Genomic DNA, 14,075 nt, shown 5'->3' with positions numbered 1-14,075 from the left:
GCTTCAGGCGCTTCAGGCGCTTCAGGCGCTTCAGGCGCTTCAGGCGCCGGGCGGAAGGAGGCGCTGGCGCTCCTCGCGCGGGGTCAGGCCGAACACGGTGCGATACGCCGTGGAGAAGTGCGGGCCGGAGGAGAAGCCGCACATCAGGCCGATCTGGAGCAGCGAGTGGCGGGACTCGCGCAGCAGGCGCCGCGCGTGCGCCAGGCGGATTTCCAGGTAATGGCGCGCCGGCGCCGCATTGAGGTGCTGCTTGAAGAGGCGTTCCAGCTGGCGGCGCGAGATGCCGGTCAGGCTGGCGATTTCCTCCGCCTGCAACGGCTCTTCGATATTGGCTTCCATCAAGGCGATGGCTTCCGCCAGCATCGGGGACTGGGCGGCGAAGCGCGCCGGCATGGCGGCACGCTGGCGCTCGCCCGGTTCGCGGATGCGCTCGATGCACAAGCGGTCCTGCACCGCTCCCGCCAGTTGCGTGCCGAGCACGTCGCGCACGAGGCCCAGCGCCAGGTCGATGGCTGCAGTGCCGCCGCAGCAACTGCTCCAGCTGCCAGCATGTTCGATGATGGACGGCGACAGGATGGCGCGGCCACCGGCATCCTCGGTGGCCGCGTGATGCCAGTGCAGCGCGACGCGCCGGCCGTCCGCGCGGCGCGAGCGGAGCAGCCACAGTACCGCGTCGCCGACGAAGCAGGTGTGTGCGGCCCGGTCGACCATGGCGCCGAGCGCGGCTTGTGCACCGCTTTCCGCGGCTGTGCCGGCGGGCGGCTCCCACAGGACCAGGACGTCCGGCGTGCCGCACGCCTGTGCCTGCCCGCCGAGGACCGTGCGCACCTGCAGCCGGGAGAGGTTGCCGAGCGCCTGCGCGAGCTCGAGGACCGCGCGCATGAGGGCGATGTCCGGCGGCACGTCCGTGCCGCAGGCGAACAGGAGCACGTCCAGCCTGGCTGCGCCCTGCAGCCTTCGCCAGGGGCCGTTGCCAGCCTCGGCATCGATCCGTGCGCTCATCGTTGCTGTTCCCGCGTGGACGTGGAAGAAGTGGCGCGGCTACGCATGCCGCCGCGCGCCGAGGCTAGTACAAGCGCACCGGCGCGGCAAGGGCCAATTCAGGTGAGCCGGGGCGGGCCATTGGCGCCGGGTGCGGTCGTCTTACCCGCGAACCCGCGCCAGGACTGGCTGCGCGGGTGGCGAGGCCGGCCTGGCGCCCGCGACTAGAGTATACCCGATTGTCCATAATAGATTTTCTGTCTATATTTCGTCCGGCGTCGGGACGGTTGCCGGACCACGCGCAAGCCGGCGGCAGGTATCGCACGGCGTCGTGGCGGTACCTGCCGGGCGGCCTCGCGCCGCTTCCGGAAGGCGACCGCGCTTTGATCGGAGCCGATCGGATCGGAACCAGACGGCCCCCCGCGCCACGGGTGCGGAAGCCATGCTTACCCAAGGGAGAGGCAGCAGCCATGAAGTGGAACAAGACATTGGTCCTCGGACTCATCGCATCGTGCTCGATGCTGACGTCGGCCGGCGCGCAGCCGCCCCAGGTATTGCGCATGGGTCTCAACCCGACCTATCCGCCCTTCGAGAGCAAGTCCCCGTCGGGCGAGCTGCAAGGCTTCGACATCGACGTGGGCAACGCCGTGTGCAAGAAGATGAACGTCAAGTGCATGTGGGTGGAGAACGACTTCGACGGCCTGATCCCCGCCTTGCAGGCGCGCAAGTTCGACGTGGTCAACTCGGCCATGAACATCACGGAGAAGCGCAAGCAGATCATCGACTTCACGCCGCCGATCTACGTCGTGCCGATCCAGCTGGTGGCGCGCAAGTCGGCGCGCCTGCAGCCGGTCGCGGAGAGCCTGAAGGGCAAGAGCATCGGCGTGATGCGCGGCACCACGCAGGAAGCCTTCCTGCAGAAGCACTGGGCCAGGTCCGGGGTGGAGGTGGTGTCCTACCAGGACCAGGCCCAGGTGTTCGCGGACCTGGTCGCCGGCCGCATCGACGGCGCCGTGCAGGAATCCCAGACCGCTCTCGACGGCCTGCTGGCCAAGCCGGAGGGCCGCGAGTTCGACTTCGCCGGCGCGCCGCTGGTCGATCCGGCGACGCTTGGCGTCGGTTCCGGCATGGGCATCCGCAAGGGTGACGATGCGTTGCGCGAGAAGCTGCTGGCGGCCCTGGCGGCCTTGAAGCAGGACGGCACCCTGTCCGCGCTGTCGATCAAGTACTTCAAGCGCGACATCATCGCCAAGGACTGACGCGTCGCCGGCGATGACAGCGTCGCCGGCGATGACGGATCCGGTGCAAGCGCAATGAACGGGGGAACGGGAGTGGATGCGGAAGTGCTAGTGGTCGGCGCCGGCATTGTCGGTGTCAGTGTGGCGGTGCACCTGGTGCAGCGCGGGCGGAAAGTCATGCTGCTCGACCGGCGCGGTCCCGGCGAAGAGACCAGCCACGGCAATGCCGGGCTGATCGAGCGGGCGTCGGTCGTGCCGTACGGCTTCCCGCGCGACCTGGCTACCTTGCTGCGCTATGCCGGCAACGGGCAGACCGCGCTGCGCTACGACTGGCGCGCCCTGCCGACCTTCCTGCCGTGGCTGGCGCGCTACTGGCGCGAGTCGGCCCCCGCGCGGCTGGCGCGCGCCAGCCGCGACATGCTGCCGCTGATCGCGCACAGCGTGATCGAGCATGACCGCTTGATCGAGCGTGCGGGGCTGTCGGCACTGGTCAAGCCGGGCGGGTGGATGGAAGCCTTCCGCACCGAGGCGGCGTTCCAGGGCCGCCTGGCGGTCTGCGAGCGCCTTGCCGCCGCGCATGGGCTGGCGATGCGGGCGCTGGACCGGGACGGCCTGCAGCGCGCCGAAGCGGGGCTGGGCCCCGGCTTCATCGGTGCCATCCATTGGATGGACCCGAAGAGCGTGGTGGACCCCGGGCAGCTGACGCGCGGCTACGCCAGGCTGTTCCAGTCGCTGGGTGGAACGCTGGCCACGGGCGAGGCGACGCAGATCGCGCACCGCGGCGGCACCTGGCGGGTGCATACCGCCGGCGGGGAGCTGGCCGCCCGCGAGCTGGTGATCGCGCAAGGTCCGTGGTCGATGGAACTGATCGGTCCGCTGGGCTACCGCATCCCGCTCAAGGCCAAGCGCGGCTACCACATGCACTACGCGGTGGCGTCCGGAGCGACCCAGAGCGTGCCGATTGCCGACTGCGAGATCGGCTACGTGGTCGCGCCGATGCAGCGGGGACTGCGGCTGACCACCGGCGTGGAGATCGCGCGGCCGGGCAGCGCGCCGAGCCCCATCCAGCTGGCGCGCGCGGAAGGGTGGGCGCGCGATGTCTTCCGGCTCGGGCGCCGCCTCGACGACGCGGCATGGATGGGGGCGCGGCCGTGCACGCCGGACATGCGTCCTGTGATCGGCCCCGCCGGACGCCATCCGGGACTCTGGTTCGCCTTCGGGCACAACCACCACGGCCTGACGCTCGGGCCGGCGAGCGGGCGGCTGCTGGCGGAGATGATGACGGGCACCGGGCCCTATGTCGATCCGCGCCCCTACAGTCCGGCGCGCTTTGGCTGAAGCCGCCGGACCAGCACGGGATGGCCCGGCCGGACCGGGACCATCGGGACCATCGGGATCATCAGGATCATCAATCAGGGCCACGGATCGCCGAGCGGGATCCGGCGGCGGGAGGAGTCGACGATGTTGCAAGGATATGGCTGGGTGATCGCCTTGGGCACCTGGCAGACCATCAAGCTGGCGCTGCTGTCCCTGGCGCTGGCGATCGCGCTGGGCCTGCTCGGCGCCAGCGCCAAAGTGTCGAGGTTCGCGGCATTGAACCGGATCGCCTCGTGCTACACCACGCTGGTGCGGGGCGTGCCCGACCTGGTGCTGATGCTGCTGCTGTTCTACAGCATCCAGATGTGGGTCAACCAGCTGACCGACCATCTCCAGATGGAGCAGTTCGACATCGATCCCTTCTTCGCCGGGGTGATGACGATCGGCTTCATCTACGGGGCCTATTTCACCGAGACCTTCCGTGGCGCCTTCATCGCGGTGCCCGCAGGGCAGATCGAGGCCGGCGTGTCGGCCGGCATGAGCGGCTTCCAGGTGTTCCGCCGCATCCTCTTTCCCCAGATGATGCGCTTCGCGCTGCCGGGCATCGCCAACAACTGGCAGGTGCTGGTCAAGGCGACCGCGCTGGTCTCGCTGATCGGGCTGTCGGACCTGGTGAAGGTCGCGCTGGACGCGGGCAAGAGCACCTTCAGCATGTTTCATTTCATTCTCGTCGCCGCGGTCATCTACCTGGCGCTGACGTCCATTTCCAACCTGGTGCTGGCCTGGCTGGGCAAGCGCTATTCCGCCGGCGTGAGGGAGGCGAAGATCTGATGGAAATCCTGCAGGAATACTGGAGGGCCTACCTCTACTCCGATGGCGCGAAGATGACCGGACTGGCCATGACGCTGTGGCTGCTGGTGCTGTCGCTGCTGATCGGCTTCCTGGCGGCGGTGCCGCTGGCGGTGGCGCGTGTCTCCACCCATCGCGCGCTGTCGATGCCGGTCAGGCTGTACACCTACCTGTTCCGCGGCACGCCGCTCTATGTCCAGCTGCTGCTGATCTACTCGGGGGTCTACGGGCTGTCGCTGGTGCGGGAGGTGGACGTGCTGAACCACTTCTTCCGCAATGGCTTCAATTGCGCCGTGCTCGCTTTCGGCCTGAACACCTGCGCCTACACCACGGAGATCTTTGCCGGCGCGATCGCCAGCACGCCGTATGGCGAGGTGGAGGCGGGCAAGGCCTATGGCATGTCGCGCTGGACGCTCTACCTGCGCGTCATCCTGCCGTCGGCATTGCGGCGCGCGCTGCCGAACTACGGCAACGAAGTCATCCTGATGCTGCACGCGACCTCGGTCGCCTTCGTCGCCACGGTGCCGGACCTGCTCAAGGTGGCGCGCGATGCCAACGCGGCGACGTATCGATCGTTCGAAGCCTTCGGGCTGGCCGCCGTGCTGTACCTGGCGGTCTCGCTCGCCATCGTCCACCTGTTCCGCAAGGCGGAGCACAAATGGCTGGCCTTCCTGCGGCCGGCGGCAAAGCAACCATGACATCCTTGGCCATGAAGTCGATCCACGAATCCTCTGCCCTCCGCCAGGGCGCGGCAGCCGCAGCCAGCGGCCTCACCGGCGTCGGCGGCGTCGGCGCGGCGCTGACCGCCACCGACATCCACAAGAGCTACGGCAGCCACCAGGTGCTGTCGGGCGTTTCGCTGCAGGCGGATCCCGGCGACGTGATCTCCATCATCGGTTCGAGCGGCTCCGGCAAGAGCACCTTCCTGCGCTGCATGAACTTCCTCGAACAACCGGACGCGGGGCAGGTCGTGGTCAACGGGGAGGCCGTGAAGATGCAGCCCGGCAAGGACGGACGCATGTGCGTCACCGATCCCCGCCAGCTGCGCCGACTCCGCACGCGTCTGTCGATGGTGTTCCAGCACTTCAACCTGTGGTCGCACATGACCGTGCTGGAGAACGTGACCGAGGCGCCCCAGCACGTGCTCGGCGTGAAGAAGAAGGAAGCGCTCGAATGGGCCGCGCATTGCCTGGACAAGGTGGGCCTGACGCCGCAGGCCATGCGCGCCTATCCGGCCCACCTGTCCGGCGGCCAGCAGCAGCGCGTGGCGATCGCGCGGGCGCTGGCCATGAAGCCGGACGTGCTGCTGTTCGACGAGCCCACCTCGGCGCTCGATCCCGAACTGGTGGGCGAGGTGCTCAAGGTCATGCAGCAGCTTGCCGCCGAGGGGCGGACCATGGTGGTCGTCACGCACGAGATGGGATTCGCCCGCTCGGTCTCGACCCAGGTCATGTTCCTGCACCAGGGCAAGGTCGAGGAGGCCGGCCGGGGAGAGGCGCTGTTCGCCGACCCGCAGTCGGCGCGCCTGCGCCAGTTCCTGTCGAACAACCTGAAGTAAGGACCGCGCCGGCGCTTTCCTCCGGGGCACCGGAGCGGCCGGCCTTGCCGGCCATCCCCGCGCCATCAGGTATCGTTCCGGTTTCGGCCGCCTGCCGGGCGGCCGCTGCGCGGAATCGATCTGGGGGAGTGATGAAGAGGGCGAAGGACACAACCAGGAAAGCCATGCTGCTCAAGCGCTATGCGCCGATCGCGGACAGCATCGCCACGCTGTTTTTTCCCTATGCGGAGGTGGTCATCCACGATACCGTCGACCGGCAGGTGATCCATATCGCCAACAACCTGTCGCGACGTGAAGTGGGCGATGATTCGGCGATCGACGAGCTCGACATCAACGCCCGCAAGAAGATCTACGGTCCCTACGAGAAGATGAACTGGGACGGGCGCCGCATGCGCTCGATCAGCGTCACCATCGACGCCGAGGACGGCCATCCGGTCGGGGTCATGTGCATCAACTTCAATATCGCCGTGTTCGAGGACATCGGCGCGGCGCTGGAGCTGTTCGTCAAGGGCATCGGTGTGGCCTCGCGTCCGGTGGACCTGTTCAAGGACGACTGGCAGGAGCGTATCAATATCTTCCTGCACGAGTGGTTGCAGAAGCGGCAACTGGCGCTGAACAGCCTGAACCGCGACCACAAGCGCGAACTGGTGGAGGCGCTGTACCTGGAAGGCGCCTTCAACGGCAAGAGCGCGGCGAATTATGTGGCGACCATCCTCGGCATGGGGCGCGCCACCGTCTACAAGCATTTGAAAGGGCTGCGGGACGGCTCGGAGCCCGAACTGTAAGAGGCGAGGCCGCTGGGCCGCCTCGATCGAGTGCCCGCCGGCGACGCGCGTCGGCGGCGGGCAGGAACCGCAACGCATGGAGAAGACAATGAGTGAAACGGCCTACGACCGCCTGGCGGCATTGGGCATCGTGCTGGACCCGGTCAAGGTGACGGGGGCCGCATTCGAGATGGCTGCGCGTACCGGCAACACCGTGTTCGTATCCGGCCATATCGCCCGCAAGGACGGAGGAGCCTGGGTCGGCAAGCTGGGCAAGGACGTCGGCACGGAGGAGGGCCAGGCAGCGGCCCGGGCGGCCGCCCTCGACCTGGTCGCCACCCTGCATGCCTTTCTCGGCGACCTGGGCCGCGTCACGCGCATCGTCAAGGTGATGAGCCTGGTGAACTCGACGGAGGACTTCACGGAGCAGCACATCGTGACGAATGGCGCCTCGGCGCTTCTGCTCGACGTCTTCGGCGAGCGGGGACGCCACGCGCGCAGTGCCTTCGGCGTCGCGCAACTGCCGATGGGAGCCTGCGTCGAGATCGAGATGGTGGTCGAGGTGGCGGACGCCTAAGCCCCGCGCGCCGGGCCTTCGGCGGCGCCAGCCCGGCGTTTCCCTTGTCCTGTGCGGCCCGTCCTGGCCGCATTCCCCCCTGCCTGTCCTGCCGTTCCCCCGAGGCGGGCCGCTCCGGCCGCCTCAGGGGAAACCACTATTTGACATCCATTCAAATAACGTCGATATTTGACAGCATATCAAATAGAGCGTGACGCCGACTTCCACGGCGCAGGCCGTGCCGGATCCTGGCGCGGGCAGCGATGAGGCCGCTGGTGTCGTCTGTCGGCGACGCTGACGCGACTTCAGCGCGACTTTATTTGAGACTGTATCAAATCACGCCGGGCCGATGGGGCCGCGGCATCCAGAACCAAGGAGACGGCATCGTGACAGAGCAGGACAAGGCCCAGGTGACGGCGGGGATGCGCGGCGCATCCTGGGATGCGCGGCTGATGACACGCCCCTACCAGATGGTGCCGTATGCCTTGAGCACCGCCGACGGGCAGCGTACGCTGGGATTCCTTTTCACCGTCACCGGCAAGGAGCGCACCGTGGTCTCGCTGATGCATCCGCGCGAGATGGCGATCACGCACTATCTCGTGCCGTTCGTGCTGGACGCCGGCTGTGCCTGCTGGGTGCAGGGGCCGCGCTCGATCGGCAACGACCTGCGGCTGGAGCACGAGATCGCCCTGCTCGACGTGGCGGCGGGCATGTCGCACCTGCGCGACCTCGGCTACGAGCGCATCGTGCTGCTCGGCAACTCGGGCGGCGCGGGCCTCTACACCTTCTACAACCAGCAGGCGCTGACGCCGCGCGAGCTGCGCATCGCGCGCACGCCGGCGGGCCGGCCGACCCTGCTGGGCGAAGTGCACATGCCGGAGGTGGACGGCATGATCCTGGTGTCGCCGCATCCCGGCCAGGGCAAGCTGCTGATGAGCGGCCTCGACGCCTCGGTGGTCGACGAGCAGGATCCGATGCGTGCCGACGCGGCGCTGGACCCGTTCGCCGCGGCCAACGGCTACGACGCGCAGACGGGGCAGGCGCGCTATGCGCCCGGGTTCGTCACGCGTTACCGCGAGGCGCAGGCGGCGCGCGTGGCGCACATCGACGCGCATGCGCGTGCCTTGCTGCAGGCCAAGCAGGAGGCCCGCCAGCGTGTCAAGGCGGGCACTGCGAGCGAGCTGGAGCACCGCGTCGCCGCGCACGCACCGGTCTTCACCGTGTGGCGCACCGATGCCGACCTGCGTGCCTGGGATACCACGCTCGACCCGTCGGACCGCAAGCCCGGTTCGCTGTGGGGCAGGGACCCCTTCGTTTCCAACTGGGGCAGCGTGGGGTTCGCGCGCGTGGTGACGCCCGAATCGTGGCTGTCGACGTGGTCGGGGCTGTCGTCGAACGCCTCGCTGGACAAGACGCTCGGCAGCCTGCACCAGCCGACCCTGCTGATCGAGTACACCGGCGACCAGTGCACCTTCCCGGCCGAGATCCGCGCCATCTACGAGCAGATCCCCGCCGCCGACAAGCGCCACCTGCGCGTGCGCGGCAACCATCACGGCATGGCGCTCGGCCGCGACGAAGAGCCGGGCCAGCGCGTGGCCGGGCGGCATATCGTGGAATGGCTGCGCGAGACCATGGTTTAGGGCCGGTGTGCCGCCACGCCCCGGCGGGGCCATCGACCGATCGAGACACCGAAAACGACAGACAGAGGTAGACAGACATGCAGCAGATCGACAGCGTCAGGCCATCCGTGCTCCTGGAGGGGGTCCGCTATCCGGACGAGGCGCGCCTGCGCCGCTACATGGAACAAGGCGTGCTGAACCGCGAGACGCTCGCCGGCGGCTTCCGGGACGCCTTCCGCACGCACGCCGGGCGCCTGGCCCTGGCGGGCCCGGAGGGCGAGTACAGCTACGCCCAGCTCGACGAGGCCACCGACCGCCTGGGCGCGGCCCTGCTCGCGCTCGGCATGCGCCCGCTGGACCGCGCCATCTTCCAGTGCGGCAACTGCAACGAGCTGCTGCTGACCTTCTTCGCCTGCCTGAAGGCCGGCGTCATTCCGCTGTGCTCGCTGCAGGCCTTCCGCAAGCTGGAGATCGGCTACCTCGGCAATCTCTGCGAGGCCCGCCTGCACTTCGTGCAGGGCGACGATCCCAAGTTCGACGACGTCGCCTTCGCCGAGTCGATGCAGCAGGAGGTCGGCAGCCTCGCCTTCATCCTGCAGGCGCGCGGGCAGCGGCGCGGCCGCGCCGTGCTGCTGCAGGACCTGATCCGCGACATGCCGCTGGAGGCGGCGCGCGAGCGCCTCGCCGCGGTGCGCCACGAGCCCTTCCAGGTGGCGGTGTTCCAGCTCTCGGGCGGATCGACCGGGGTGCCCAAGATCATCCCGCGCTTCCACAACGAGTACCTGTACAACATGCGCGCGGTGGCCGCGTTCAACGGCTACACGCAGGAGGATGTGCTGTTCTTCCCCACGCCCTACCTGCACAACCTCAATATGGGCTGCTTCTTCGGCCCCTTCCTGCTCAGCGGCGCCACCGTGACGGTGTCGCCCGACATCGGCGAAGTGAACCTGCAGGGACTGGTGCGCGACTATGCGCCCACCTGGTTCGGCGTGGCGGGCCCGATCCTGATGCGCATCGCGCCGGAGCTGGCCAAGGGCGATGCGCAGGCGCGCGCGCGCCGCAACTTCATCGCGCCGAAGAACGCCACCAACCTGACCCGGCTGACCGGCTCGCCCACCCGCCATATCTTCGGCATGACCGAGGGCGTGATCATGTTCACCCGCCCCGACGACGCGCCGGAAATCCGCGACGCTTCGGTCGGGCGGCCGGTGTGCGCGCAGGACGAGGTACGCATCGTCCATCCGGGCACGGAGGACGAGGTCGCCGACGGCGAGGTCGGCGAGGCGCTGTTCCGCGGTCCCTACACCATCCGCGGCTACTACAAGTCGGAGCAGGAAGACGTGCACCGCTTCACCGCCGACGGCTTCTACCGCTCCGGCGACCTGATGAGCTCGCGCGTGGTCGACGGCCGCCGCTACTACTTCTTCTGCGGCCGCATCAAGGACGTGGTCGATCGCGGCGGCGAGAAGATCAACGCCGAGGAGCTGGAGAACGTGATCCAGGAACACCCGGCCGTGCTGGCCTGCGCGGTGGTCGGCATGCCCGACAAGGTGTACGGCGAGCGCGTCTGCGCCTTCATCATTCCCAAGCCGGCCGCGCCGGCGCCGACCCTGCCCGTGCTGACGCAGTTCCTGCAGGAAGCCGGTCTGGCCAAGTTCAAGTGGCCCGAGCGCCTGGAGGTGATCACGGAGTTCCCGCTGACCGCGTCCGGCAAGTTGAGCAAGGTGCTGCTGCGCCAGCGCATCGTCCAGGTGCTGGAGGCCGAAGCCCCCACCGCCTCCACCGCCCCCACCTCCACCGCCACCGCCTCTGCCATCACTGAAGGAAAGTGAGATGACCCAAGCCACGATTCCGTCCGACCTCCCCGTCCTCGCCCTGCACGGCGTGCACCATACCGCGCGCCCGACCTGGAAGCTTGCCGAGACCGTGCAGTTCTACCGCGACCGGCTCGGCCTGCCGCTGGTGCATGCGATCTCCGCCAAGGGCTGGGGGCCGGACAACCATGCCGACTTCCTGCACTTCTTCTTCGACAGCGGCAACGGCAGCACCATCGCCTTCTTCTACTACATCGGCACCGAGCGGCCCGACTGGCTGGCCGTGCGCGAGCACTACCAGGACCGCGCCACCCACACCGCCTGGCGCGTGCGCGACGAGGCCGAGCTGCTGGCCTGGCGCCAGCGCGCGGAGGCGGCCGGCATCCCGGTGCGCTACCAGATCCGCCACGAGGTGATCGAGTCGATCTATTTCAACGATCCGAACGGCTACCCGATCGAGATCACCTGGCAGATGCGGCCGTTCGGCACGGCCGACCGCGAGGACGCCGCGCGCACCATCGAGGCCGCGATCGAGCTGGAGCAGGCCGGGCGCGACGGCGCCGGCTTCGACTCGATCGAGCCGGTGTGGCAGCGCAAGGGCAGTCGCATCGATCCGGGACCGGAGGCCGGCACCGATGCCGGCACCGGCGCGGCCGCCGGCGCGCCGCAGCGCGCCTCGATCTACGTGCTGGACGTGCCCGAGTTCGCCGCCCTGGTCGAGGCCGCGCGGCACAGCGAGGGCTATGCCACCACCCGCCTCGCCAACGGCTACGTGCGCATCGACGGCAACCCCGGGCTGCGCTTCCAGCGCAAGGCGCTCGGCTTCAAGCCCGCGGTCTGGTACGGCGCGCTGACCGGCGGCCTGCGCGGTTCGATCCAGCAGTTCGACATGGACGCGCTGGTGGTCACGGCGGGAGAGCCGGCATGAAGATCGCAATCATCGGCGGCGGCCCCTCGGGCCTGTTCCTCTCGATCCTGCTCAAGGAGCGCATGGCCGGCGTCGAGATCGACGTCTACGAGCAGAATCCGGAAGACGCCACCTTCGGCTTCGGCGTGGTGCTGGCCGATACCGGGCTGTCCAACCTGCGCGCGGCCTCGCCGGTGGTGGTCGACGAGCTGGCGCAGGCGATGCGCTTCAGCGACCGCCATTCCATCGTCTGCCACGAGCATCCGATCACGATGAAGCGCCCGGGCGCGGGTGGCGGCGCCATTCCCCGCATCCGCCTGCTGGCCATCCTGCAGGCCAGGGCGCGCGCGCTGGGCGTGCGTATCGCCTTCCAGCAGCGTATCGAGGACTTCGACGCGCTGCAGGCCGACCTGGTGGTCGGTGCCGACGGCGTCAACTCGCGGCTGCGCGCCGCCCACGAGGATGCCTTCGGCACCACCCGCCGCCACCTGAGCAATCATTTCGCCTGGTATGGCGTCGAGAAGCCGTTCCCGAACCCCGCGCTGGTGTTCCGCAAGCACGACGGCGGCTACTTCGTCGCGCACTACTACCCGTACTCGGACACCATGAGCACCTTCGTGGCCGAGTGCGATCACCAGACCTGGCTGGACTTCGGCATGGAAGCGATGACGGACGCGGCGCGCCAGGCCCTGTTCGAGACCGTGTTCGCGCCGGAGCTCGGCGGCTACCGCCTGGTCTCGAACAATTCGGCGTGGCGCCAGTTCCCTGTCATCGTCAACCAGACCTGGCACGCCGGCAACAAGGTCCTGATCGGCGATGCGCTGACCAGCGCCCACTTTTCGATCGGCTCCGGCACGCGCATCGCCATGGAAGACGCGATGGCGCTCGCCGATGCCATCGTCGCACACCCGCACGATGTGCCGGCGGCACTGCAGCAGTACGACGACGTGCGCCGCCCGCAGAAGGCCAAGCTGATCAGCGCTTCGGAAGCCTCGTACAACTGGTACGAGCGCATCCGCGAGTGGATGGAACTGCCGACGCCGCACGAGTTCGTCTACCGCTTCATGACGCGCACCGGCCGCGTCGACCTGCAGCGCCTGCAGGCCCAGTTCCCCAATCTGATGGCGGAACTGGCCGCGGGCGGCGTGGCCGGCCTGGCGGCGGAGCAGCCATGATGCGCGCCACCGAGTATGTGCTGAGCGAGCGCCCCTTCGTCGTACGCCGCACCGTGCGCTGGGGCGATTGCGACCCGGCCGGGGTGGTCTATACCGGCCGCTTCACCGACTACCTGCTGGGTGCCGTGGGCCTCTTCACCGACCACCTCGCGGGCGGCGGCGGGCGCCTGGGCGCGGCGCATGGTGTGGGCACGCCGTGCAAGGCGATGCGCTTCGAGTTCATCGGCACGCTCTGGCCGGACGATGTCATTGATATCGCGTGTTCGGTGCAGGCCATCCGCACGCGCTCCTTCGACCTGCGCTGCGTGGCGCGGCGGCCCGATGGCAGCCCGGTCTTCGACGCCATCTTCTCGCCGATCTGCGTGCGGCTGGACGAACGGGTCGGCACGCCGATCCCGGACTCGCTGCGCGCGGTGCTGGCCGGGTGGCTGCAGCCGCCGTCGCCGGCGTCATCCGGGTCCTCCGCGTCATCCGCGTCCCCCGCATTCCCCTGAACCCCGGCCGCCGAGGCAATACGTCATGCAATACCGAATCGGGCAGATCGTGCCCAGCTCCAACATCACCATGGAACGGGAGATCCCGGCCATCTTCGCTGGCCGCATGCGCACGCGGCCCGAGCGCTTCTCCTTCCACGCCAGCCGGGTGCGCATGCACCGGGTGGTGGCCGAGGAACTGGAGCGGATGAACCGCGACATGGGGCGCTGTGCCCTGGAACTCGCCGACGCGCGCGTCGACGTGATGAGCACGGCCTGCCTGGTCGCCACCATGTGCATGGGCCGGGGCTACCACCGCCAGGTGGTCGACGACCTGTCCGCCGCCCTCGCCGGCGAGCCGCATGCGCCGGCCATCATGACCTCGGCCGGGGCCCTGGTGGAGGAACTGAAGGACTTCGGCGCGCGCCGCATCGCGCTGCTGGCGCCCTACAGCGACGCCCTCACGCACACCGTGGTCGACTACATCGAGGCGGAGGGCATCGAGGTCAAGGATGCCGTCAACTTCTCCATCCTCGATAACCTGGAGGTGGGCGCGCGCGATCCCATGCAGTTGCTGGACGATGTGCGCCGGCTCGACGTGGCCGGCGTGGACACCGTGGTGCTGTCGGCCTGCGTGCAGATGCCGTCTTTCGCCGCCATCGAGCAGGCGCAGGCCATGCTGGGCATCCCGGTCACCTCGACCGCGGTCTGCACCGCGCGGCAGATGATGCGCCGCCTCGGCATCGAGGCGGTGGCGCCGGCCGCCGGCGCCTACCTCGGCAGCCGCGCGGGCCTCGGCTGAGGCAGCGCCGGCCTTCCGCTTT

General features: G+C 68.8%; 14 protein-coding genes. 13 read left to right on the top strand and 1 reads right to left on the bottom strand.

All coding sequences use genetic code 11. The features are described from left to right. Positions 1-39: 39 nt before the first annotated feature. The gene (locus BKK81_RS20505; RefSeq protein ID WP_071017246.1) at positions 40-1,002 is read right to left on the bottom strand and encodes a GlxA family transcriptional regulator; all 963 of its coding nucleotides are present in this window, start codon (positions 1,000-1,002) and stop codon (positions 40-42) included. A 449-nt stretch (positions 1,003-1,451) separates the two neighbouring features. Here BKK81_RS20505 and BKK81_RS20500 point away from each other — a divergent pair, with 449 nt between their 5' ends. The 13 genes from BKK81_RS20500 (at position 1,452) to BKK81_RS20440 (ending at position 14,053) form a co-directional block, all read left to right on the top strand. After that, a complete protein-coding gene (locus BKK81_RS20500; RefSeq protein WP_071017245.1) occupies positions 1,452-2,240 on the top strand; it encodes a transporter substrate-binding domain-containing protein in 789 nt (262 codons plus the stop codon). Positions 2,241-2,312: 72 nt separating this feature from the next. Then, positions 2,313-3,557 carry an NAD(P)/FAD-dependent oxidoreductase gene (locus BKK81_RS20495; protein WP_071017243.1) on the top strand — a complete coding sequence of 415 codons (1,245 nt, stop codon included), beginning with the start codon at positions 2,313-2,315 and terminating at the stop codon, positions 3,555-3,557. 123 nt (positions 3,558-3,680) lie between these two features. After that, entirely contained in the window at positions 3,681-4,367 is a 687-nt protein-coding gene (locus tag BKK81_RS20490; protein WP_071017241.1) for an ABC transporter permease, read from the top strand. After that, on the top strand, positions 4,364-5,083 hold the full coding sequence (locus BKK81_RS20485) for an ABC transporter permease (protein WP_071021907.1): 720 nt from the start codon (positions 4,364-4,366) through the stop codon (positions 5,081-5,083). Before BKK81_RS20490 ends, BKK81_RS20485 begins: the two co-directional genes overlap by 4 nt. Then, the gene (locus BKK81_RS20480; RefSeq protein ID WP_231908183.1) at positions 5,080-5,943 is read left to right on the top strand and encodes an ABC transporter ATP-binding protein; all 864 of its coding nucleotides are present in this window, start codon (positions 5,080-5,082) and stop codon (positions 5,941-5,943) included. Before BKK81_RS20485 ends, BKK81_RS20480 begins: the two co-directional genes overlap by 4 nt. Before the next feature lie 131 nt (positions 5,944-6,074). Then, on the top strand, positions 6,075-6,728 hold the full coding sequence (locus tag BKK81_RS20475; RefSeq protein ID WP_071017240.1) for a helix-turn-helix transcriptional regulator: 654 nt from the start codon (positions 6,075-6,077) through the stop codon (positions 6,726-6,728). A gap of 88 nt (positions 6,729-6,816) precedes the next feature. Next, positions 6,817-7,284, top strand: coding sequence for a RidA family protein (locus BKK81_RS20470; protein WP_071017238.1), 468 nt, complete (start codon positions 6,817-6,819; stop codon positions 7,282-7,284). 431 nt (positions 7,285-7,715) lie between these two features. After that, on the top strand, positions 7,716-8,903 hold the full coding sequence (locus BKK81_RS20465) for an alpha/beta hydrolase (RefSeq protein ID WP_071021903.1): 1,188 nt from the start codon (positions 7,716-7,718) through the stop codon (positions 8,901-8,903). A gap of 77 nt (positions 8,904-8,980) precedes the next feature. Continuing rightward, complete coding sequence (locus BKK81_RS20460; RefSeq protein WP_071017236.1) at positions 8,981-10,714, top strand: AMP-binding protein; 1,734 nt, start codon at positions 8,981-8,983, stop codon at positions 10,712-10,714. A gap of 1 nt (position 10,715) precedes the next feature. Next, the gene (locus BKK81_RS20455) at positions 10,716-11,624 is read left to right on the top strand and encodes a VOC family protein (protein WP_071017234.1); all 909 of its coding nucleotides are present in this window, start codon (positions 10,716-10,718) and stop codon (positions 11,622-11,624) included. Continuing rightward, positions 11,621-12,778 (top strand): FAD-dependent monooxygenase, encoded by a 1,158-nt coding sequence (locus BKK81_RS20450; protein WP_071017233.1) that lies wholly within the window; start codon positions 11,621-11,623, stop codon positions 12,776-12,778. Before BKK81_RS20455 ends, BKK81_RS20450 begins: the two co-directional genes overlap by 4 nt. Then, positions 12,775-13,272, top strand: a complete 498-nt coding sequence (locus BKK81_RS20445) for an acyl-CoA thioesterase (RefSeq protein WP_071017231.1) — start codon at positions 12,775-12,777, stop codon at positions 13,270-13,272. The genes BKK81_RS20450 and BKK81_RS20445 overlap by 4 nt, the downstream gene beginning before the upstream one ends. Before the next feature lie 25 nt (positions 13,273-13,297). Beyond that, complete coding sequence (locus BKK81_RS20440) at positions 13,298-14,053, top strand: maleate cis-trans isomerase family protein (protein WP_071017229.1); 756 nt, start codon at positions 13,298-13,300, stop codon at positions 14,051-14,053. Positions 14,054-14,075: the final 22 nt, after the last annotated feature.

Source organism: Cupriavidus sp. USMAHM13, assembly GCF_001854285.1.
In the GTDB taxonomy this organism is placed as follows: domain Bacteria; phylum Pseudomonadota; class Gammaproteobacteria; order Burkholderiales; family Burkholderiaceae; genus Cupriavidus; species Cupriavidus malaysiensis.
The sequence above is the reverse complement of the archived record's forward strand: the minus strand, read 5'-3'. Positions and strand labels throughout refer to the sequence as shown.